Source organism: Flammeovirga kamogawensis (assembly GCF_018736065.1).
GTDB classification, from domain to species: domain Bacteria; phylum Bacteroidota; class Bacteroidia; order Cytophagales; family Flammeovirgaceae; genus Flammeovirga; species Flammeovirga kamogawensis.
This window is the reverse complement of sequence record NZ_CP076130.1, coordinates 576,536-596,998: the sequence shown is the minus strand read 5'-3', so window position 1 is coordinate 596,998 and position 20,463 is coordinate 576,536. Positions and strand designations below refer to the sequence as shown.

The 20,463-nt window shown below is 33.5% G+C and carries 12 protein-coding genes; 3 read left to right on the top strand and 9 right to left on the bottom strand.

Features of this window, described 5'->3' with window-relative positions; translation table 11 throughout:
* Nucleotides 1-9 precede the first annotated feature (9 nt).
* The 4 genes from KM029_RS26420 to KM029_RS26405 form a co-directional block, all read right to left on the bottom strand.
* Nucleotides 10-738: a DUF4493 domain-containing protein gene (locus tag KM029_RS26420; RefSeq protein WP_144076988.1), complete on the bottom strand. Its 729-nt coding sequence runs from the start codon at nucleotides 736-738 to the stop codon at nucleotides 10-12.
* 36 nt (nucleotides 739-774) lie between these two features.
* The gene (locus KM029_RS26415; RefSeq protein ID WP_144076986.1) at nucleotides 775-2,469 is read right to left on the bottom strand and encodes a RagB/SusD family nutrient uptake outer membrane protein; all 1,695 of its coding nucleotides are present in this window, start codon (nucleotides 2,467-2,469) and stop codon (nucleotides 775-777) included.
* 4 nt (nucleotides 2,470-2,473) lie between these two features.
* On the bottom strand, nucleotides 2,474-5,614 hold the full coding sequence (locus tag KM029_RS26410) for a SusC/RagA family TonB-linked outer membrane protein (protein WP_144076984.1): 3,141 nt from the start codon (nucleotides 5,612-5,614) through the stop codon (nucleotides 2,474-2,476).
* A 66-nt stretch (nucleotides 5,615-5,680) separates the two neighbouring features.
* Nucleotides 5,681-7,549 (bottom strand): DUF4958 domain-containing protein, encoded by a 1,869-nt coding sequence (locus tag KM029_RS26405; RefSeq protein ID WP_144076983.1) that lies wholly within the window; start codon nucleotides 7,547-7,549, stop codon nucleotides 5,681-5,683.
* A gap of 320 nt (nucleotides 7,550-7,869) precedes the next feature.
* Here KM029_RS26405 and KM029_RS26400 point away from each other — a divergent pair, with 320 nt between their 5' ends.
* A complete protein-coding gene (locus tag KM029_RS26400; protein ID WP_144076981.1) occupies nucleotides 7,870-8,952 on the top strand; it encodes a DUF4861 family protein in 1,083 nt (360 codons plus the stop codon).
* Between the two features lie 70 nt (nucleotides 8,953-9,022).
* Here KM029_RS26400 and KM029_RS26395 read toward each other — a convergent pair whose 3' ends face one another.
* From KM029_RS26395 to kduI, 5 genes are all read right to left on the bottom strand, one after another.
* A complete protein-coding gene (locus KM029_RS26395; RefSeq protein WP_144076979.1) occupies nucleotides 9,023-9,826 on the bottom strand; it encodes a DUF6250 domain-containing protein in 804 nt (267 codons plus the stop codon).
* A gap of 81 nt (nucleotides 9,827-9,907) precedes the next feature.
* Nucleotides 9,908-11,461 (bottom strand): sulfatase family protein, encoded by a 1,554-nt coding sequence (locus KM029_RS26390; protein ID WP_144076977.1) that lies wholly within the window; start codon nucleotides 11,459-11,461, stop codon nucleotides 9,908-9,910.
* A 62-nt stretch (nucleotides 11,462-11,523) separates the two neighbouring features.
* Nucleotides 11,524-12,873 (bottom strand): MFS transporter, encoded by a 1,350-nt coding sequence (locus KM029_RS26385; protein WP_144076975.1) that lies wholly within the window; start codon nucleotides 12,871-12,873, stop codon nucleotides 11,524-11,526.
* A gap of 70 nt (nucleotides 12,874-12,943) precedes the next feature.
* Nucleotides 12,944-13,735, bottom strand: coding sequence for a gluconate 5-dehydrogenase (locus KM029_RS26380; RefSeq protein ID WP_184679490.1), 792 nt, complete (start codon nucleotides 13,733-13,735; stop codon nucleotides 12,944-12,946).
* 69 nt (nucleotides 13,736-13,804) lie between these two features.
* A complete protein-coding gene (kduI, locus tag KM029_RS26375) occupies nucleotides 13,805-14,641 on the bottom strand; it encodes a 5-dehydro-4-deoxy-D-glucuronate isomerase (protein WP_144076973.1) in 837 nt (278 codons plus the stop codon).
* A gap of 521 nt (nucleotides 14,642-15,162) precedes the next feature.
* On the opposite strand from kduI, the gene KM029_RS26370 reads away from it, so the two are divergent.
* Nucleotides 15,163-19,200: a hybrid sensor histidine kinase/response regulator transcription factor gene (locus KM029_RS26370; protein WP_144076971.1), complete on the top strand. Its 4,038-nt coding sequence runs from the start codon at nucleotides 15,163-15,165 to the stop codon at nucleotides 19,198-19,200.
* Nucleotides 19,201-19,408: 208 nt separating this feature from the next.
* Nucleotides 19,409-20,455 (top strand): sugar kinase, encoded by a 1,047-nt coding sequence (locus tag KM029_RS26365; protein WP_205125546.1) that lies wholly within the window; start codon nucleotides 19,409-19,411, stop codon nucleotides 20,453-20,455.
* The last annotated feature ends 8 nt before the right edge of the window (nucleotides 20,456-20,463 follow it).

Here is a 20,463-nt window from a genome sequence, read left to right as displayed (position 1 = left end):
TAGAGACGTTTAAAAAGTTGACTTTTCAATTGATTTAACTAGAGTAGCACTTGTACTACTTGGTAATTGAATTGAAATAGAATAGAATTCGTTTGCTTGAGGTTGTTCGATCATGAAAGTTTGTGTAATCGTTTTATTGTCTACATCTGTTGCAGAAACAACTGCAGTATACCCACCATCTCTTGGATCAAATAACCCAAATTGAGTTTCAGTATCTCCACTAAAAACTAAACTTTCTCCAGAAGCGGTAGTAAAAGTTACCGATCTTGTAGGGTATTTTGTTTTGTATGCATCAGTATAAGAAATACCAATTTTTGTATTTCTAATTTTACAGATAACGGAAGCTGAGTAGGTTACGCCTGCTTTAACAAAAACCTCTTCAGATACTCCATCATAATATGGAGCAGCTGTAAAGCTAGGAGCTATAAATGTATCTGATAACTCTTTAGATGCAACATAGATATAATATGCACCAACATTTAGAAGCATATCTTTTCCTTCAATTTCTGCAACAGTACCGAGGTATTCACCTGGAATCTGAGGGTCTGTTCTTAATTCAACTCTAAAATCAGAACCATCTGTAGTAGTAACTTTCGCATTGCTCATGTGGTTTGTTACTAAAATATCTGATAAACGAACAGTACCTTTTTCAATGTTTTCCTTTTCTTGTTGCTGACATGAACTACTCAAAAGAGCGATCATGACAGTAACAAAGAGGAAGTATATATTTCTTTTCATTTTAATAAAATCTTAAATCAGTTAAAGAAAAAACAATTATTGCCAATACGTATGTTGCACTAGGTTAGGGTTGTTTGTTATCTCTCTATTTGGAATTGGCAATACAGAATGCTTAGGATATTTAACGTAATCACTTGCTCTAAATAAGAAGTATTTTCCAGAGGCTGGATCAAGATCTGATAGGAGCATTTGCTCTTTTAACTCATGTAATCTATCTGCTAAAATCCCCCAACGAATTAGGTCTTTCTTTCTGAAACCTTCATAGCAAAGTTCTCTCATTCTTTCGTCACGAATGCTACTTTGTAGGCGATCATTATTTAAAGCATAGTCTTCTAAACCAGCTCTATTTCTGATCTTGTTTAAACTTAGTTTTGCCGCATCTAAATTTCCTAACTCATATTCTGCTTCTGCTTTATTTAAGAAAATTTCTGCATAACGCATATAAGGGAAATCTATATTTGTTTCATTTTTTGCAATAGCTCCAACTTCTAATGTACTTACGTCATAGATAGGCTCACCATCTGCATCAAATCCTACTAAATTATGGTTTACCCTTCTGAACTTACCAGGGTAGTACTCATTTTTATTTTTCTCTGCAGTTGCCAAAAATGCCACTGCTTTTTTACTTGTAGGGTCGTTGCTATCTTCTAATTTGTATTTAAAGTTACCAATATTCCAAGTATAACGTTGGTCCAAAATAGTGTCTTTCATTAAACCTACATTATTAACATCAGGGATGTTAGCATGCTCATAAGCATTTACATGCATAATTGTTGTAAACTGAAAAGCATATGCAAAAGGCTCTGTTTGGTTATTAAAGTTGGTAGAAGGACCATTTAAATTACCATGTTGCCCACCTTCTGATAAACCATCTGCTAACATGTTTTGGAAACCAATTTGGAAGATTACTTCTCTAGTTTCGTAGATGTTTTTTGCTAGATTTTTAAAGATTAATGGGTAATCACTATTTAATGTGTGGTATCCATTATTTATTACAGAATCTGAGTGAGCCACTACTAATTTGTAACATTCATCTTTAGAAATATCACTATACTTGGCCATTTGTTCACCAGCAAGGTCAAGGTATACTCTGCTTAATACGCCATGCGCTAAAGCATTAGATACTCTACCTGCTTGTACATCAGCACCCCATTTTAAATGTGCAGTACCAAACTGTAAATCTTCAATAATTTGCTTGTACACTTCCATTGGTTCTGCTTGTGATGGGTACAAATTATCAATATCAGTTGTAGGCGTTAATATAAGAGGTACATTCTCGAAGAAACGAACAAGGTCTAAGTAAAATAGTGCCCTTAATGTTCTTGCTTCAGCTTCAATTTCAGTTTTTCTTTCAACATCACCTTCAACAATAGATAAACCTGTTAAAGTTGAATTTGCTTGAGAAATTCCAAAGTAAAGATCTCTCCAAATCATACGAATATCTTCCGTTGAGCTTGTATGTTGATAGTAACTTGTCGTCCAACTGTTGTAGGGTCTTGAATACAAGGCTTCATCTGTTCCAGTGTTCATTAAAACTGGAATATTACCACTATAAGTACCTTTTGCTTGTAAAGCACTGTATGTACCCATTAATGTTAGTTCAACATCATCTACTGTTTTATAAAACGTTTCTGCATTAGATGTTGATATAGGCTCTTTTTCAAGAAGACTAGTACAGCTTGTTGCTAAACCAAGCAATACAAACCAAATACAATTTATATATCTTTTCATTTTTTTAGAAGTTAATATTGAAACCTACTACATAAGTTGCGGCTCTTGGGTAGGCCAAATAATCGTAACCAGGTGTCATGGCACCGTAACCACCTACACTAACTTCAGGATCAAACCCAGAGTAGTTAGTAAGTGTCCAAACATCTTGAGCAGAAGCGTAAATTCTAATAGATTCTGCACTTATTTTCTTAGCAATACGTTTGTCGAAAGTATAGCCTAAAGTGATGTTTTTAAGTTTTAGGTAAGATCCATCTTCTACATATTGAGAAGAGAATTGATTACCATTTGGAGGTCTACCTACTACTTGATTTTCTCCTTGGATATCTCCACGAATAATATGTACATCACCGTTTGGATTTTCTTTTGTATAACGGTTATCTACAGCTTCAAAGTAATTGATGTTTAAGTTTACATCTGGCGATTCATTTTCTATTCTGTTGGCATTAATTAATTCGCCACCATAAGAGAAAGTAAATGTGAAGGCTAGATCAAAGTTTTTGTATTTTACCGTGTTTGTAAAACCTCCAAAGAACAATGGAGTAGCATCTCCAACTACTGTTCTATCTCTTTCGTCTATAGTACCATCGCCATTCACATCTTTATACTTAGGCGAACCAGGGATAACCTCATTACCATTATTTGGAATACCAGGTTTTAGCTCATATTTGCCATCTATATAGTAAAAATCATCGTTTGAATAGAGTCCTTCATATTGTAAACCATAAAACTGACCAACGGGCTGACCTACTTGAGTAATAAACATGTACTCATCAATAGGTGAACTTGTAGACCAAGGACCTGGTGTACTTAAGATATAATCTTGTCCATTATTTAAGGCAAGTACTTCATTTTTGTTGTGTGATAGGTTTAAAGAAGAAGTCCATTTGAAGTCATTTCTATCAATATTTACATTACTGATAGTAAATTCAACCCCTCTATTTTGAACCTCACCTACATTAATAAATACAGTACTAAACCCAGAACTTTCTGGTACTTCTGCATTCAATAATAAGTCTTTTGTTCTCTTTTGATAAAGGTCTACAGTTACGTTCAATTTATCGTTTAAGAAGCCCATGTCCACACCAAAGTTAGATTGGAAAGTTGTTTCCCATTTCAAATCCTGAGAAGCTAACTCATTATAAACAACACCTGGGTAATATTCACCTTCAAGAATATATCCCGAATTATTTTCTACTGACATTTGAGAGTAAGCAGCGTAATCATGAATTCTGTTATTACCAGTTACACCATAACCACCTCTAAACTTGAAATCTGAAAATATATTTTGGCTTTTCATCCAAGGTTCATCACCCATACGCCAAGCAGCACCTAAAGAGGGAAAGTGTCCGTATTTATTGTCTCCTCTAAATTTAGACGATCCATCCATTCTGTAAGTACCTGTTAGAATGTATTTTCCTTTAAAAGAGTAGGTTGCACGAGCAAAGTAAGAAGCTAAACCATCTTCTTCATAATAAGAATCAGAGTAAGAAGTTTTTGATGTACCAGGTCTGATATCTTCTATTCCTGTGCCAGGCATCATTTGTTCTGCCACCGTTTTTACATAAGCTCTTTGATAGTGTGAAAATTCTGCACCACCTACCATTTGTAATTTGTGCTTACCCCATTTGTTGTTATAGGTAACAGTATTTGTGTTTTTTAATGTAGTTGATTCGTTGTTAAGAATACTTCCGTTTACACCTTTAGAAGTTCTAGAGCCAGAATAGGTGTTTTCATCAAAAAACATTGTTTGCGTCTCATTAAGTGTTTTAGCACTACCAGCAATTCTAAATTTTAAATGCTTATTAATTGGTTGTTCGTAGTAACCAATTGCACGAAGCTCATTTCTATTTAAATTATTTTCGGTATTATTTAAAGTAGCAACAGGATCGTAACGGTTATCATTTACGTTATTTTCATCAATACCATTTTCTCTACCATCAGGGTTAATTGGATCTACGGGACGTAATCTCCAAGCATCTTGAAGTGCCTTTTTGTTATTATTTAAACCTTCTCTTTCTGAGTGAGTATAGTTTAAATTAATGCCAATTTTACCGTTGTTATGTAGTTTATGGTCAATTTTCATTCTTGCTGAAATGTTCTCATATCCAGTGCTAAGAAGTACACCATCTTGGTTCATGTAGTTTAAAGAAGTGTAATGTTTTGTTTGCTCATTACCACCACTAAATGTTACACCTGTTTTTGTAAACAAGGCATCTTGCATAATACGGTCTTGCCAATCAATAGCCTCCATATCTTTGTACAATTCTGGGTCTACCCATGTATTGTAAAACTGCTCAGAGAAATCACCACCTTTACTAATCGCAATCTCTTCTTGCATTTTTACAAACTCATAAGGAGACATTAAAGCAAGTCCATTAGGCTCAAGAGCTACACCAGTAGAGTGTGTTAAACCAACTTTAAATTTACCTGCTTTACCACCTTTCGTGGTTATAATAATTACACCGTTTGCACCTCTAGAACCATAGATAGCTGTTGCAGAAGCATCTTTAAGTACTTCAAATCCTTTAATATCACTAGGACTGATAGAAGAGGGGTCAAAATCTTCCATAGGAAAACCATCAACAACATACAATGGAGAGTTATCGCCAGTAATAGAATTACCACCACGGATAACGATATTAGCAGCAGCACCTGGAGTACCTTCACCTGTACTTGCAGACATACCTGCAACTTGACCAGATAGCATCTCATCAAAATTTGCTGCTGCATTGTTTTCAAAAGTTTCAGAATCTACAGAGGCAATAGAACCAGAAACATCTCTTTTATCTTGTACACCATAACCCACAACAACAATTTCGTCTAAGACCTCTGTGTCTAACGTTAATGCTACTTTGACTTCTGTTTGAGTACCAATTTTTATAAAAGTGGTTTCATAACCAATATAAGAGATCATTAAGACGTCTGTTGGTCTAACATTTACAAACTTGAAGTTGCCATCAAAATCTGTAACTACACCTTTATCTGTTCCTTTTATCATAACCTGAGCACCTGGTAATGTAGCACCAGTTTCATCGTAAACAACACCTTTTACACTCGGAACACCCTGACCGTATGTAAGTGGTATTGATAGCATCCAAAGGAAGAGGACACTATACAGACCTTTAGTTAATAATTTGCTTTTCATTTGCTTATTTTTTCTATGTGAATGTGCTTTTAATACACATTCACTGCTATTATTTTAAAAAAATGATTAACGGAATCTAGAGCCACTAATTTGAATTGTATTGATCCAATAGTTTCTAGACATACTAGATTCAGAATCACCAATAGTATATACTTTAAAAGCTAACCTTACTTTTTTACCAGCTAATTGATTTAAATCAAAATCTATGATAGGATTAGTAACAAAACTCTGATTGCTAAGGTTTTTTGTTGCAGGAATATCAATTTGAATCCAAGTAGTAGTGGTTGGATCTCCTGTAAAATTAGTAGTAGCATACATTTCTATTTCAGAATTGGCAGCTTCAGTACCGTACTTAGACGCAGCTATTAATGTCAATTTCAAATTATTATGATACGTGAAATCAATTTCATCAGAAACGAGATAATCTTCTCCTTTTTGTTTGCCATTAACAATAAAGATACCCGGTCTGTAAGGGTAATTGGCGTTATCACCTGGTGTAGAAGATCTGTAGTCAAAACCTTGGAACCACTGATCGCCACTTTTAATAGAAGGAACACCTAATACACTATACGATACGAATTTACCAAAACGACATTCTGTAGGACTTTCTACATATTCTGGAACATCGGCAGGGATGTCTTCAAATCCATCGGTAAAAATAACTTCAGGTTCAGAAGATACAATTTCTACAGAATAAGCATCTGGGAATAATGTTAAACCATATGGATTTGTAGCTTCAATATTTAACTCATAATTACCCGGTTCTACAGCAGATGGATCTACTTGAGGAAGGTAAGAAAGCACACCAGAATTTTCGTCAATTGCAAAAATGTCGAAATCATTTTCTAATGTATAGATAAGGTTATCTGTTAACCCACCAATTATTGGAGTTACAGAAGTAAAATTGTCACCTTGGAAAACTTTACTATAATTAGGATCATACATTAAATTATATGGAGCCCAATCTTTCGCTTCTACAATTGTAACATTAACCGCATTTTCTTTTACATACTCACCGTAAGCATTTACTGCTTTAACGTCTAGTTTAAAAGTATCATTTAAATTAACCAACGTAGGGTCTGCAGTAAATGTGATAAGAGCTGTACTAGGATTAATTGTAAATAAGTTATTATAATTGTTTACTAAAGAGTAAGCAATTGTATTTCCAAATTTATTTGTTCCTTTAGTAACTGGAGCATCAATAATAAATGTATGTCCAACCGGAACAGTAGGAGTAGGGTTTGTATATGTAATTTCGTAAGGAGCTGACTCGTAATTTACCTTTATTGCGTTAGAAGCAACAACATCTTCGTTAGTTGCATTGGTAACCGTTACCGATAAATTATAAACACCTGCATCTAATGCTGACGTTTGTGGTAAAGAAACAACACCACTTGCCGAATCTATTGCAAAGAAAGAATTATTGACAGATTTGAAAGTATAAGGTGAAGAACCACCTTCAATAGTTGGTGCTTCAGTTGTCAATTCTTCTTCTCCTCTCATTATGGTATACTCATTTGGAGTATACGTAATTCCTGAGACAATTGAAGGAAGAACTGTGAATTGAAATACATCTGTAAAATCTGTATCTCCATAATTATTTTTCACGCTAACCGAAGCATAATAATCTCCATCAATTAACTGATGGCCATTTGCTAAACTTATTATACCAGAAACTGAATCTAAAGTCACTTCACCATCAATATATTCACCTCCATTGGCTCCTTTTACACTCACTAAATGGAATGCTGGAGTTGAAGATGTTTGTACTGCAGGTCGAGGAGTAGTAAAACCTTGACCACTTTCTGCTGCACCAATTACATGTACATAAGAAAGGTTGCTAGGAGGTAGTAAAACGTTTGTTTGTTGTTCGGGTTCACACCCCGAAAGGAGGAGTAAACCATAAACAATTAGTATTGTAAATAATCTTTTCATTTTTCTAATTAGTCTGCTACGTAAATATACTTTATGCTTTTATTTCTTGGTGTACAAATAACACATATTATATTTTAGTAGAAGGATAAAATTGTTCAAACCTAGAGTACAATAGTTCAGAACCCCATTTTTGAATGTTTAAGCCACTTTTAGTTTGTTTAGTATGCAACAAATATAGATATAAAACTTTAAGTCTACAATCTTGAATTATTGATCTGCTTATTTCTTTCATTCATTAGTTTATTTGTAACAAGTAGCTCATTTATAATTAAATAACGAGAAATACTTGGATTGTTGTATCAAATAATAAATTTATAAATATGTCTAGAATTTTTGAAAAGGGTTTATTACTATTATGTAGTGTATTTATAGTGTCAGCATGTTCTAATTCTTCTAAGATTACTTTAAAAAATAAAGCAAATATTGAACGTTTAGGGGTATCAATTATTTTATCTTTTCAAGAACTTGAATCTAAATGCTTGGCTTTAAATAATTCGAGTTTATTAATTGTACAGGATGACGATAAAAACAGAATTCCGATTCAATACGATGACCTTGATAACGATGGAAAGTGGGACGAAATAGCCTTTCAACAAGATTTTAAGCCCAATGAAGAACTTGTTTTGACCTTTATAAATACCGATGAAAAGTATACTGACAATAAGGAGAAAGCTATAAAAGAAGATGTTGTAAAGTGCTCAAATGCCAATATAGAGATTTTTATACATCATAATTTTAGTGAGCAATTGATCAAAAAAGAAGCCGTTTTCAGAAAAGTATATTTAAAAGGAATGAGCCCGTTTAAAGCTAAAAGAATAGAAGTAACAAGTGGTAAATTAGCGCTACAAAAAAATGGTGAAATTTTTAGAATGGATTCCATAGAAAACATAGAAGTGATATCAACTGGAAAATATAGAACAATAGTACAAGTAGATTATTTACCTATTATAATTGATGGTGCTACTTATGCTTTATCTGAAGTTATCCAACTTTGGGAAGGGAAGTCTTATTATGATAGTGAAGTGAAAGTAAAAGGAGTAAATTTAAAAGATGTATACGTTGTTACGGTAATGGGTAATATTTCGTCTGATGAATTGAAGCTTCAAAAGCCAAATAGTACATCTACTTTTTTATATACTTACAACGAGAAGTATAAAATTGAATATGGATTAGGCGTGTTTTTCAACGATGAAAGTTTTAAAGGCTATGGAGAGTTTTCTTCTACCGCGAATAGCTATAGTAATACATATTTTGCAAAGTTTCAGCCTAACCTAGGTGATACGCTATCTTTAAGATATTATATAGGTTTAGAAAAGAAGTTCCCATTTAAATCTAATAAAGCAGATAGTAATTTTCATAAACAGCGTTTACTACCGTCCAAATCAACTATTATGGTATTGTAAAATTCTGATTCAAAAAAAGGCTATTCCATTTTACTGAAATAGCCTACAGGGTAAAGAATAGTGGTAAAGGTTAATTCAATCTGTAAATCTTTACGTTATCATAAAAATGTCTTGAAGTAGTTAATCTAAACCCAAAATAACCTTTTGTGTAGGCAGGGTATTTTTTAAGTGAATAAGTGACATTTTCAACACCTTTTACTTTATCTATTTCTGTTTGAACTATTGTATCAGGTTTGAATTCGTATACCAATTTATTATTGACAAAATATTGTACTAATCCGTTATAAGAAATGAGTGTAATATGCATTTCTTGAGCATCTTTTATCTTTTCTTTGCCATCTTGATAACCCAAAGATATATGCTTTACATGTTTACTATCTATATCTCTCGGGTATCTTCTAGAGCGAGTAGTTGTATTAAATCTACCTCCTAAACTAGCATAGTAAGCCTGCATATTATGGTAATTTAAAAACATACCGTTATAAGAAGAATCAAATAATGATTTACCCTTTGGAGCTGATGCCATCCAAAAACAATTGACATCAGAGATCATTATTTTACCTAGCTGACTTACTCCAGAAGTGTCTACTTTTACATCATATTCAATCTTTACATTCCCTTTTAATTTTTTAGTAAGCCAAACAGTACACCCCGATTCAGAAAGGACCTCTAACTTCCCATTTTTAACATGATAATATCCTGCTTTTTCACTACCTTTTTTAAATAACTGTACTTGCCAATTATTAGTAAATGATTCTTCGGAAGAAAAATCTTCTTCGAACAATAATTTTCCTTGTGTATAAGGTTGTTGTGCACTCGCTACTCCACTAATACACAACAGTAAAAATGCGAATTGATAAAATTTCATTTTCATGATTTCTAAGCTGCTATTTTAATATAAAAAGGTCAGTATTCAATTAATACTGACCTTTAAAAGGAAGTTTAAATATATTGGTTATTTCAATTCTAGTTGTTCAACTTTTTGATAATCATTGCCTCGAACTTTCTCAAAAGAGTTGATCATTTCTTGTAGTTTCTTTTTATTTGTTTGAGCAAGGTTATTGTTTTGCGATGGGTCTTCCTTGATATTATACAATTGGAATTCATCTGCATTACCTAACTCAATGTTTACTTGTGTCTCTACTTTTGGCCCCTGATATGGAGGTATCATTACCCAATCACCTTCACGAAGTAACGTTTTTGTATTTGCTTCTAATATTAATTTAGACCTACCTACAGTTGTTTTTCCTAAGAATGCATTTAGCATATCTTCAGAATCTTTTGTAGTAATATTACTTCCAGTTAAGCCGGCCAATGAACTTAAAATATCTAATTGACAAACTAAAGCATCTGATACCTTTGGCTGAATAGTTCCTTTCCAATACGTGATGAATGGAACATGTGTACCGGCATCAAAAAGACTATATTTACCACCTTTTAAATTGCCACTAGGTTTATGATTCCCCAGTTTTTCAACAGCATCGTCATAATAACCATCGTTTAAAACTGGACCATTATCTGATGAGAAAATAATGAGTGTATTCTCTGCAATACCTTCTTTTTCTAGTGTTTTCATTAGCTCACCGATAGCCCAATCAGCTTCCATAATTACATCTCCTCTGGGGCCTTTACCAGATTTTCCAATAAAGTCTGGATGTGGAGTACGAGGTACATGAGGTTGTTGCATGGTGTATGCTAAAAAGAAAGGTTTATCATTAGATTTATGCTCATGAATATATTCTTTTACACCACCAAGGAATGTATTTGTCATTTCTTGATCGTCCCAAATGGCTGCTTTTCCACCTTTCATATATCCAATTCTAGGAATACCATTAATGATACTAGAATTGTGTCCATGGTGCCACTTCATAGTTGTTAATTCAGGGTTTTCTTTACCCGAAGTTTGGCCAGGGAAATTCTTGTTATAATTGATTTCAATCGGATCATTTTTATCTAACCCAACTACATTGCCGTTTTCAATAAATACAGTTGGTACACGGTCTTGTGTAGCAGCCATAATGAAAGAATAATCGAAACCAACATCATTTGGATTTGGTGAAATGTGCTCATTCCAATTGTTTTGCCCATTGCCTAAGCCCATATGCCATTTGCCAATAATAGCCGTTTCATAGCCTTGCTCACGGAGCATTTTAGGTACTGTCATTTGTTGTTTTCCAATAAGCATTGGAGCAGTACCAGGTAAAATTTTAGCATCTTTTTCTCTCCAAGGATAAATACCCGTAAAAGCAGCATATCTACTTGGTGTACATGTTGCAGAAGATGCATAGGCATTGGTAAATCTAACACCACCATTCGCCATATTATCTATGTTAGGTGTAGAGATATCACCGCCGTAACTAGAAAGATCTCCATATCCTAAATCATCAAGGTATACAAAGATGATATTTGGCTTTTTCTCTTTACTAGTAGTGGTTGTGTTTTTCTGACAACTCCAGAATATAAGTAGTGTTAGTACCGAAAGAATTGTTGTTAATTTATTCATCATCATACTCAAAAAAGCTATTAAAAGGTAGTACTTGATTGAAGTCTAAGAACTACCTTTTTCAAAATTTATTTAATTTTTGCTGGTGTTAAATTTGGTGATATCAATTGAATAATTCCAAGAATTACTAAATAAGAACAACCTGCAATTAAGAACATCCAAAAGTAGGTGCCATCTCCGAAAGAGTCTAGGTATTTACCTAAAAAGAAATCGATAGCCATACCTGTAACAGCACCAACCATACCGCCAATACCAACTACAGAAGCAGTAGCTTGTTTTGGCATAATATCAGAAGCAAGTGTAAATAAATTTGCTGACCATGCTTGATGCCCTCCAGAAGCAATGGCAATTAATATTGCAGCTATCCATTGGTTCTCTGTTAGAGTAGCAAAAACCACAGGAACAATACATAAAGCACAAATTAATAAAGATGTTTTTCTTGCTTTATTAAGCGACCAACCTTTGTCTATAAAATAACGAGATAGATAACCACCTGCAATACTACCTAAGTCTGCAAAAACATAAACTAATACTAATGCAGCACCTAATTCTTTAATACTAACACCAAAGGTATCTTTAAAGAACATACCACTCCAGAACATGAAAAAGAACCAAACACCATCCGTCATCTTACCAACTGCAAATGCCCATGTTTCTTTCATTTTAGCTACTTTAGACCAAGGAAGTTTAATTACTTCCTCTTCTTCAGTAATACCTTCATTGATATCATCTTGTTGAATATAATCTAACTCTGCTTTATTAACCCCTTTACATTCTTTCGGTTTTTTATAAAACTTAAGCCATAAAAGAATCCAGATAGCACTAAAGATACCCGTTACAAGAAAAGAATATTGCCAGTTTGTCCCATCTTCTTGAACAATTAAACCAACTGCAATAGGTGCAAGAATAGCCCCTACATTAGAACCTGCGTTAAAAATACCAGTGGCAAATGCACGGTCTTTTTTAGGAAACCATTCTGCTACGGTTTTTACAGCTGCAGGAAAGTTACCTGCTTCTCCAAAACCAAGACCAAAACGAGCAGCCATAAATGCAAATAACCCAAAAGCAGGGCGTAATAAGGCATGCATCATTCCAAATGCACTCCAAATAGCAATAGAAGTTACATAACCAATTCTTGTCCCAAACTTATCAATTATACCCCCCATGGATAACATACCAATGGCATACGCTAATTTAAAAGCGATATTAATATTTGCATAGTCTGTTTTTGTCCAATCAAAAAGTGTTTCTAATGTTGGTGCTAAAACCCCCATTATACTCCTATCCATGTAATTTATAGTCGTAGCCATAAACAACAGCGATAGTATTCTATATCTATAATTACTTTTCTTTTCAGTTAGTTGTTCACTTTTTACGTCTTCATTTACTAAAGGCGCTTTTTCAATTGTAGTATCCATGATATTGCTTTAATTGATGTAAGGGAAAAAAAGCTACTCCTTAGCGAAGTAGCTTTTTTTAATTTATAGTTTACTCTTCGTTATGAGGTTTGCCAATAGTAGCAAGAATACCACCATCTACATATACCACATGACCGTTCACAAAATTTGCAGCCTTAGATGATAAGAATACTGCAGCACCTTGTAAATCCTCTGGGTCGCCCCAACGTGCAGCAGGAGTTCTATTTAGAATAAAATCGTTAAATGGATGGCCATCTACACGAATCTCTGCAGTTTGTGTTGTTGCAAAATAACCTGGTCCGATACCATTCACTTGAATATTGTATTTTGCCCATTCTGTAGCAAGGTTTCTAGTAAGCATTTTTAAACCACCTTTTGCTGCAGCATACGCAGAAACGCTATTTCTACCAAGTTCAGACATCATAGAGCACATATTGATGATCTTACCTTCACCTCTTTTTACCATGTGCTCTCCAACATATTTAGCCATGATAAAAGGACCTACTAAATCGATATCAATTACCTGACGGAAATCTTCTACTTCCATTTCTAAAACAGGAGTTCTCTTAATGATACCTGCATTGTTTACAAGAATATCAATAGGACCAACTTCTTCTTCAATTTGAGCAACTTTAGCTTTAACATTTACAGCATCTGTTACATCAAAAACATAACCGTGTGCTTTAAAACCTTTTGATTTATAAGTTTCTATTGCCTCTTTTAACTTTGGCTCAAATACATCATTAATAATAAGTTCTGCTCCAGCTTCTGCTAAACCAGTGGCAATTGCCATACCTAAACCATGTGTACCACCAGTTACTAAGGCACGTTTACCCTGCAAATTGAAATTATCTAAAATCATAATATTTCGTTTTCTATAAAGTTGGTTGAATAATAGGAGATAGAAGGTCTACCTCCATAGTAGTGTTTGTTATTTTAAATCAGTGATTTTGAACGTATCCATATCACCATAATCAAGGTTTTCACCTGCCATACCCCATATAAATGTATAGTTAGAAGTACCAGAACCAGAGTGCATAGACCATGCTGGAGAGATTACAGCTTGTTCGTTATGCATCCAGATATGTCTAGATTGGTCTGGCTGCCCCATAAAGTGGCAAACAGCTTGTTCTTGAGGAACTTCGAAGTATAAATAAACTTCCATTCTTCTATCATGAACATGCCCTGGCATTGTATTCCAAACACTACCTGATTTTAATTCAGTCATACCCATTTGTAATTGGCAAGTTTCAACAACGCTGTTTACAATAAGTTTATTGATAATACGATGGTTGGCAGTTTCTAAAGCACCTAATTCTACAATTTCAGCTTCATTTTTTGTTACCTTTTTAGTAGGGTAAGCACAATGTGCAGGAGCAGAGTTAATATAAAACTTTGCAGGGTTGTTACTGTCTACACTTTTAAATACTACAGATTCGTTTCCTCTGCCTATATAAAGTGCTTCTTTAAAGTCAATAGTGTAATCTTCTCCATTAACACTAACGATACCTGTACCACCTATGTTAATTATACCAAGTTCTCTTCTTTCTAAAAAGAAGTTCGCTTTTAAAGGGTCGATAGTTTCTAAAGTTAGTGCTTTAGAAATAGGGAATGCACCACCTGCAATGTATCTATCTTCGTGAGTGTATGTTAAAAGTATTTCGTTTGCTTCAAATACTTGAGGAATAAGGAATTGTTCTCTAAGTCTATCTGTGTCGTATGTTTTCACATCTTGAGGATGTGTCGAATATCTACTTTCGTATTTCATTTGCTTCTTATTTATAAGTTTGCATTTAATATCTTAAAACTTGTGTGTGTTGTGCTTAAGTGTTACAATAGTAGAGGGCATAGTTTTTTGAAACAATAGCTCGTTTTTAATTTGGATAATACTATCCTAGTTATTGAATAATACATGCACATAACCTGTGTTAGTAGAAGAAATTTTAGAAAAATACCTGTAAATCTAATATTGTACACAGATAGTACGTTATTGTTCAGAGACTGTACGAGAAGTACATTTTTTAAACTTAAGGTGTTGTAAATAAATGTGTTATATTTTTTATTGACAAAACGGACAACTGTATTAAATTATTTAAAGAAAAGAGGTAACAAAAAACTTTTAAAACGTGAACAATCGTACATATATGGGTTAATATTGTTCAATATCAATAAGTGGCATTGTACAATTCTACCCTTATATAGTATACTTGCATAGAAGTAAAGCAAATAGCAAAGTGACACACAATTAGAAGGAAGCTGTAAGTATAAACTATCAATTATATAAATTAAATGAAGCAGATTATAATACTTAGTCTATTTTTGTTCTTCTGTTTTAATACCGAAGCAAACAATAAGATTTTTAAGCATATACAAATTTCTAACGGGTTATCTCAAACATCTGTAACGTGTTTATTACAAGATACGGAGGGCAGTGTATGGATGGGTACTCGTGATGGATTAAATGTTTACAATGGTAGAAACATGACTACTTTTGTCACCAATAATCATAATGATAGTACGTCTATAAGTGGTAACTTAATCACAGATATTCAAGAAGATAATTTAGGAAATATATGGGTGTCTACTAACTCTGGATTAAGTTATTACAATAAAAATAAAGGTACTTTTAAAAATTACACCATTAACAACCCGAATGGTCTTGAAGGCAACATAATATTAAAATTATATGTTGATTGTGATCAGAAGCTTTGGGTAGGCATGAATGACGGGTTGTATCTTTTTGATAAAAATACTTTTAGGAAAATTGAGACCCTAAATATTTTTTCAATAAAGGCAATTTATCAGGATAACGAGGGGCGTTTTTGGTTAGGAACAATGGAAAAAGGTTTATTACTATATAACCCTAGAACGGATAGTTTTATTAGTTTCCAGCATATACCAAATAACCCTGCTAGTATTTCTAACAATAACGTTACAAATATCTACGAAGATTCTAAAACAAACTTATGGATTAGCACTAAAAAAGGATTAAACCTTATGGATAGGAGTACAGGTTCTTTTAAAGTGTTTTTACATGATAAAAATAACCCAAACTCTTTAATAAATAATTCTATTAGAGTAGTAAAGGAAGATACAAGAGGGCAACTATGGATTGGTACATATAAGGGTATTAGTATTTTTGATTACAATACTAAAGAGTTCTCTAATATTTCTATGGATGAGAATTACTCTTTAGGACTAACACATAATTCTATTTATGATATTATTTGTGACCAAAGAGGTTCTGTTTGGATTGCTACTTATTTTGGGGGTGTAAATATTTATGATAGCTATTTAAATCAAGTATCTTTTTACGAGGAAAATAATTTTGATACCTCTTTAGGACTAAGTTTTAGAGTGGTAGGTCCTATTGTAGAAGATAACCAACATAGAATCTGGATTGGTACAGAGGGTAAAGGAATCAACTTGTTTAACCCAATTACAAAAAAGTTTACGCAACTAAATTATAAGTCAATTGGCTTGCCATCTGATAGCGAAAATATTAAAGCACTTTTTTGGTCTAAAGACAATAAATTGTGGATAGGAACAAATTCTAGCGGTATAATTGTTTACAACCCAAAAACAAAGAAACACAAAAGGCTTACAAAAGGTGAAGGTAGCCTAACATCGAACACAATTTCTGGTATTGTAGAAAAAGATGCTAAAATGTATATTTCTACAAATGCGGGAGTTAATGTATACGATCTGAAAACAAAGGAATTTTTTGCAGTACAATTGCACGGAAAAAGTAATGTTCGTGTTCGAGAACTTATTATTGATAGAAAAGGTATACTTTGGTTTGCAACAGAGAATTTAGGCGTTTTTGCTTACAACAATAAGAGTGGAATTATAGACCATTACAGACATATTGATGGAGATGAGAATAGTTTAAGTAGTAATTTTACTTCGGCATTATTCGAGTCGCTGCAAGGAGAGATTTGGGTAGGAACAAGAGGTGGGGGATTAAATCGTTTTAATCAGCAAACCAAAAAGTTTGAACATTTTAATATAGAAGATGGACTTTCTACCAATACAATTAATGGAATTTTAGAAGGAAATACTGGTGCATTATGGGTATCTACATTAAAAGGTTTATCTCGTTTTAATCAATCTACCAATAGATTTAAGTCGTACTCTTCAGAAGACATTCTTCCTAATTCTGAGTTAAACGAACATTCTGTATTTAAATCAAAAAATGGTACTTTTTACGTAGGAACAACCCAAGGCTTAATGGTATTGAATGAGAATACTATTAAGGAAAACCCATATATGTCGCCTATTAATTTTACAGAATTAAAAGTTGGAAATCATGTAGTAAGAGTAGGTGATGAGTCTGGTATCTTGAAGAAACCTATTTATGAAACGAAAGAAATTAACCTACCACATGACTATCATTCTTTATCAATCTTTTTCTCAGATTTTAATTTTATAAATACCAAAAGTAGCATTTTTGGAGCTTATTTAGAAGGTTTTGATGATGAATGGAGAACAATTGGATCAGTAAATAATGTAACCTATACTTCTTTAAAACCAGGTAAATATACATTACATGTTCGTGTAGGTAAAAAAGGTGGCGTTTGGTCTGATAATATTAAAAGTTTAACGATTGTTGTAAATCAGTCTCCTTTTGCTACATGGTGGGCGTATGCTGTTTATTTGGGGATTATTCTAACCATAATTTACCTATTATGGATTTATACTTTAAAAATGGAGAAGATGAAACACGGCTTAGAATTAGCCGATGTGGAGCGTTCGAAGTTAGAAGAAGTAAACCAATTAAAGTTAAAGTTCTTTACTAATATATCGCATGAGTTTAGAACACCTTTAACGTTAATAATGACGCCTATTCGTGAATTACTTGATAGTAAATCAGGGAATAGAGAAACGAAGGAGAAGTATGAAATTGTTTATAAAAATGCCAATCGTTTGTATCAATTGATTAACGAATTGATGGATTTTAGAAAACAAGAAACGGGTAACCTTCAATTAAAAGTGAAGAAACATAATTTGTATAATTTCCTACACGATGCTTATTTCTCTTTTAAAGATCATGCCCGTCAGAAAGAAATAGACTATACATTTGAATGTGATAAAGATGCAGAACTGTTTTTTGATAAAATGCAGTTTGAAAAGGTAATTATCAATTTATTATCAAATGCTTTTAAGTTTACTCCAACAAAAGGTCGCATTGATTTATCTTGTTTTAATGATGCTGAAACGGACTTAATGTGCATCAAAATAACAGACTCTGGAAAAGGTATTCCTGCTGATTTACAGCAAACAATATTTGATAGGTTTTATCAAATAGAAAATGCAAGAGAAGATAACGAAGTAGGAACGGGTATAGGTCTTGCTTTATCAAAAGGTATAGTTGATTTACACGGAGGAGAGATTTCTGTGGAGAGTATTGAAGGACATGGTACTACTTTTACAATCTTATTGCCAGAAGGTGCAACACATTATGTGGAAGAACAATTGGTAACCGACGAAGCAGTAGAAGAGGTAGTGAACGATGAAATGCCTGAGCAAGAAGAAACCGAAGGGTTGAAAATTTTAGTAGTTGAAGATAACGAAGATATGCGTTCTTTAGTGGCAAGTGTATTTAAAGATTCTTGTACTGTTTTAGAAGCAGAAGATGGAGAACAAGGACTTGCAATGGCTATTGAAAACATGCCAGATTTAATTATAAGTGATATAATGATGCCTAAAGTTTCTGGAATTGATCTTTGTAGAAGGTTAAAACAGAACTTAAAAACGTCTCATATTCCAATTATTTTATTAACGGCAAAACATTCTGATGATACAAAAATTGCTGGAATTGATGCTGGAGCAGATGGCTTTGTAACTAAGCCATTTAATGCAAATATGTTAAAGGTAAGATGTAGAAACCTTATTAAATCTAGAGCAATGTTACGTAAAAAGTTCTCTTATGCAGAAGAGGAGAACCAATCTGAAGCAACAGGCTTAAACTCTTTAGATGAGAAGCTAATTAGAGATGCAAAACAAGCTATAGAGAAACACGTACAAGATCCAGAGTTTAATGTAAATATGTTGGCACACGAAATTGGTTTAGGTAGAACGATGTTGTATACCAAAATTAAGGCAATATCTGGGCAAACACCAAACGGCTTTATTCAGACCTACCGCCTGCAGAAAGCTGCAGAAATGTTGATGAAAGATCCTACACTAAATGTATCAGAAGTATGTTACTCTGTTGGGTTTAATACCCCTAAATATTTTAGTAAATGTTTCTTCGAACAGTTTGGTGAAAAACCGTCTGTTTACGCAAAAAAATTAAAAGAAAAAGCAGTAACAGTCGTAGAGTAAGTTATTGTTTAAAGCAACAGTTAACAAAAGGAAAAGCTCTTGGTGGTATCATCAAGAGCTTTTTTGGGTATACAATTGTTCTAAAAAGTCCACATTTGTCCAACAGTATAGAGATAACTTTAAAAGAAGTAGATATTGCTATCATAGTTTTTCAATGGAACGTCCCTTGTGTTGTTGTGTGGAGGTTATCCGGATGAAATTGTGTTGAATGTTCAGCACACTAGATCAGAAAAACAAAGTAGAAATGAACGATAAAGTAGTATGTTTTGGAGAGTTAATGATGCGACTTTCCACATCTAATTTTCAGAAAATTCAGCAATCACAATCTTTTGCTGTAAACTATGGCGGAGCAGAAGCAAACGTAGCGGTCTCATTGGCTCAGTTTGGAGAGAATGTAGCTTTTGCTACACGCTTACCACAAAATGAGTTAGGAGATACTGCCATTATGCAGTTAAAAAGTAATAATGTTGATACTTCTTTTATTACAAGAGGAGGAAAACGCCTAGGAATGTATTTACTAGAGGTAGGTACAATGCACAGAGGAACTAAAGTGATTTATGATCGTGATGATTCTGGTTTTGCAACATTAGCACCAGGTATGATCAATTGGAAAGAAGTTTTTAAAAACGCTACTTGGTTTCACTGGTCTGGTATTTCACCGGCAGTTTCAGAAGCATCTGCAGAAGTAACTTTAGAAGCAGTAAAAGCAGCAAAAGAAGCTGGTGTAATGGTTTCTTGTGATTTAAATTACAGAGGCAAACTTTGGAAATACGGTAAGACACCAATTGATGTAATGCCACAACTAATGGAATATACAGATATGGTATTAGGTGGTAAAAGTGATGCCGCTTTAATGCTTGGTGTCAAATTTCAAGAAGGAGATAGCTTTGATAGTGCTCCAAAAAGAATTAAAGAGCAGTACCCTCATTTAAAGTTAGTAGCCACAAGTTTAAGAGAATCTTTTTCGGCATCGCACAATAGATTAACAGGGGTATTATTTAATGGTGAAAATGAATATAGATCTGTTGCTTTTGATATGCCAAATATGGTAGATAGAGTAGGTGGTGGAGATGCATTTATGGCAGGGCTTATTTACGGTTTCTTAAATTTTGATTTAGACTACCAGCAAACAATTGAGTTTGCAGCTGCGGCATCTTGTATTAAACATACTATTCCAGGAGATGCCAATTTATCTTCTGTAGAAGAAGTAAAGTCAATTATGACTGGTGCAGATGCAGGGTTAGTAGCGAGATAAAAAATATA

Excerpts from the sequence above, each read along its gene's own strand:
- KM029_RS26365 (WP_205125546.1), top strand. The coding sequence starts at position 19,409 with ATGTTCAGCACACTAGATCAGAAAAACAAAGTAGAAATGAACGATAAA.
- KM029_RS26420 (WP_144076988.1), bottom strand. The coding sequence starts at position 738 with ATGAAAAGAAATATATACTTCCTCTTTGTTACTGTCATGATCGCTCTT.
- KM029_RS26370 (WP_144076971.1), top strand. The coding sequence starts at position 15,163 with ATGAAGCAGATTATAATACTTAGTCTATTTTTGTTCTTCTGTTTTAAT.
- KM029_RS26385 (WP_144076975.1), bottom strand. The coding sequence starts at position 12,873 with ATGGATACTACAATTGAAAAAGCGCCTTTAGTAAATGAAGACGTAAAA.
- KM029_RS26405 (WP_144076983.1), bottom strand. The coding sequence starts at position 7,549 with ATGAAAAGATTATTTACAATACTAATTGTTTATGGTTTACTCCTCCTT.
- KM029_RS26415 (WP_144076986.1), bottom strand. The coding sequence starts at position 2,469 with ATGAAAAGATATATAAATTGTATTTGGTTTGTATTGCTTGGTTTAGCA.
- KM029_RS26390 (WP_144076977.1), bottom strand. The coding sequence starts at position 11,461 with ATGATGATGAATAAATTAACAACAATTCTTTCGGTACTAACACTACTT.
- KM029_RS26395 (WP_144076979.1), bottom strand. The coding sequence starts at position 9,826 with ATGAAAATGAAATTTTATCAATTCGCATTTTTACTGTTGTGTATTAGT.
- KM029_RS26380 (WP_184679490.1), bottom strand. The coding sequence starts at position 13,735 with ATGATTTTAGATAATTTCAATTTGCAGGGTAAACGTGCCTTAGTAACT.
- kduI (WP_144076973.1), bottom strand. The coding sequence starts at position 14,641 with ATGAAATACGAAAGTAGATATTCGACACATCCTCAAGATGTGAAAACA.
- KM029_RS26410 (WP_144076984.1), bottom strand. The coding sequence starts at position 5,614 with ATGAAAAGCAAATTATTAACTAAAGGTCTGTATAGTGTCCTCTTCCTT.
- KM029_RS26400 (WP_144076981.1), top strand. The coding sequence starts at position 7,870 with ATGTCTAGAATTTTTGAAAAGGGTTTATTACTATTATGTAGTGTATTT.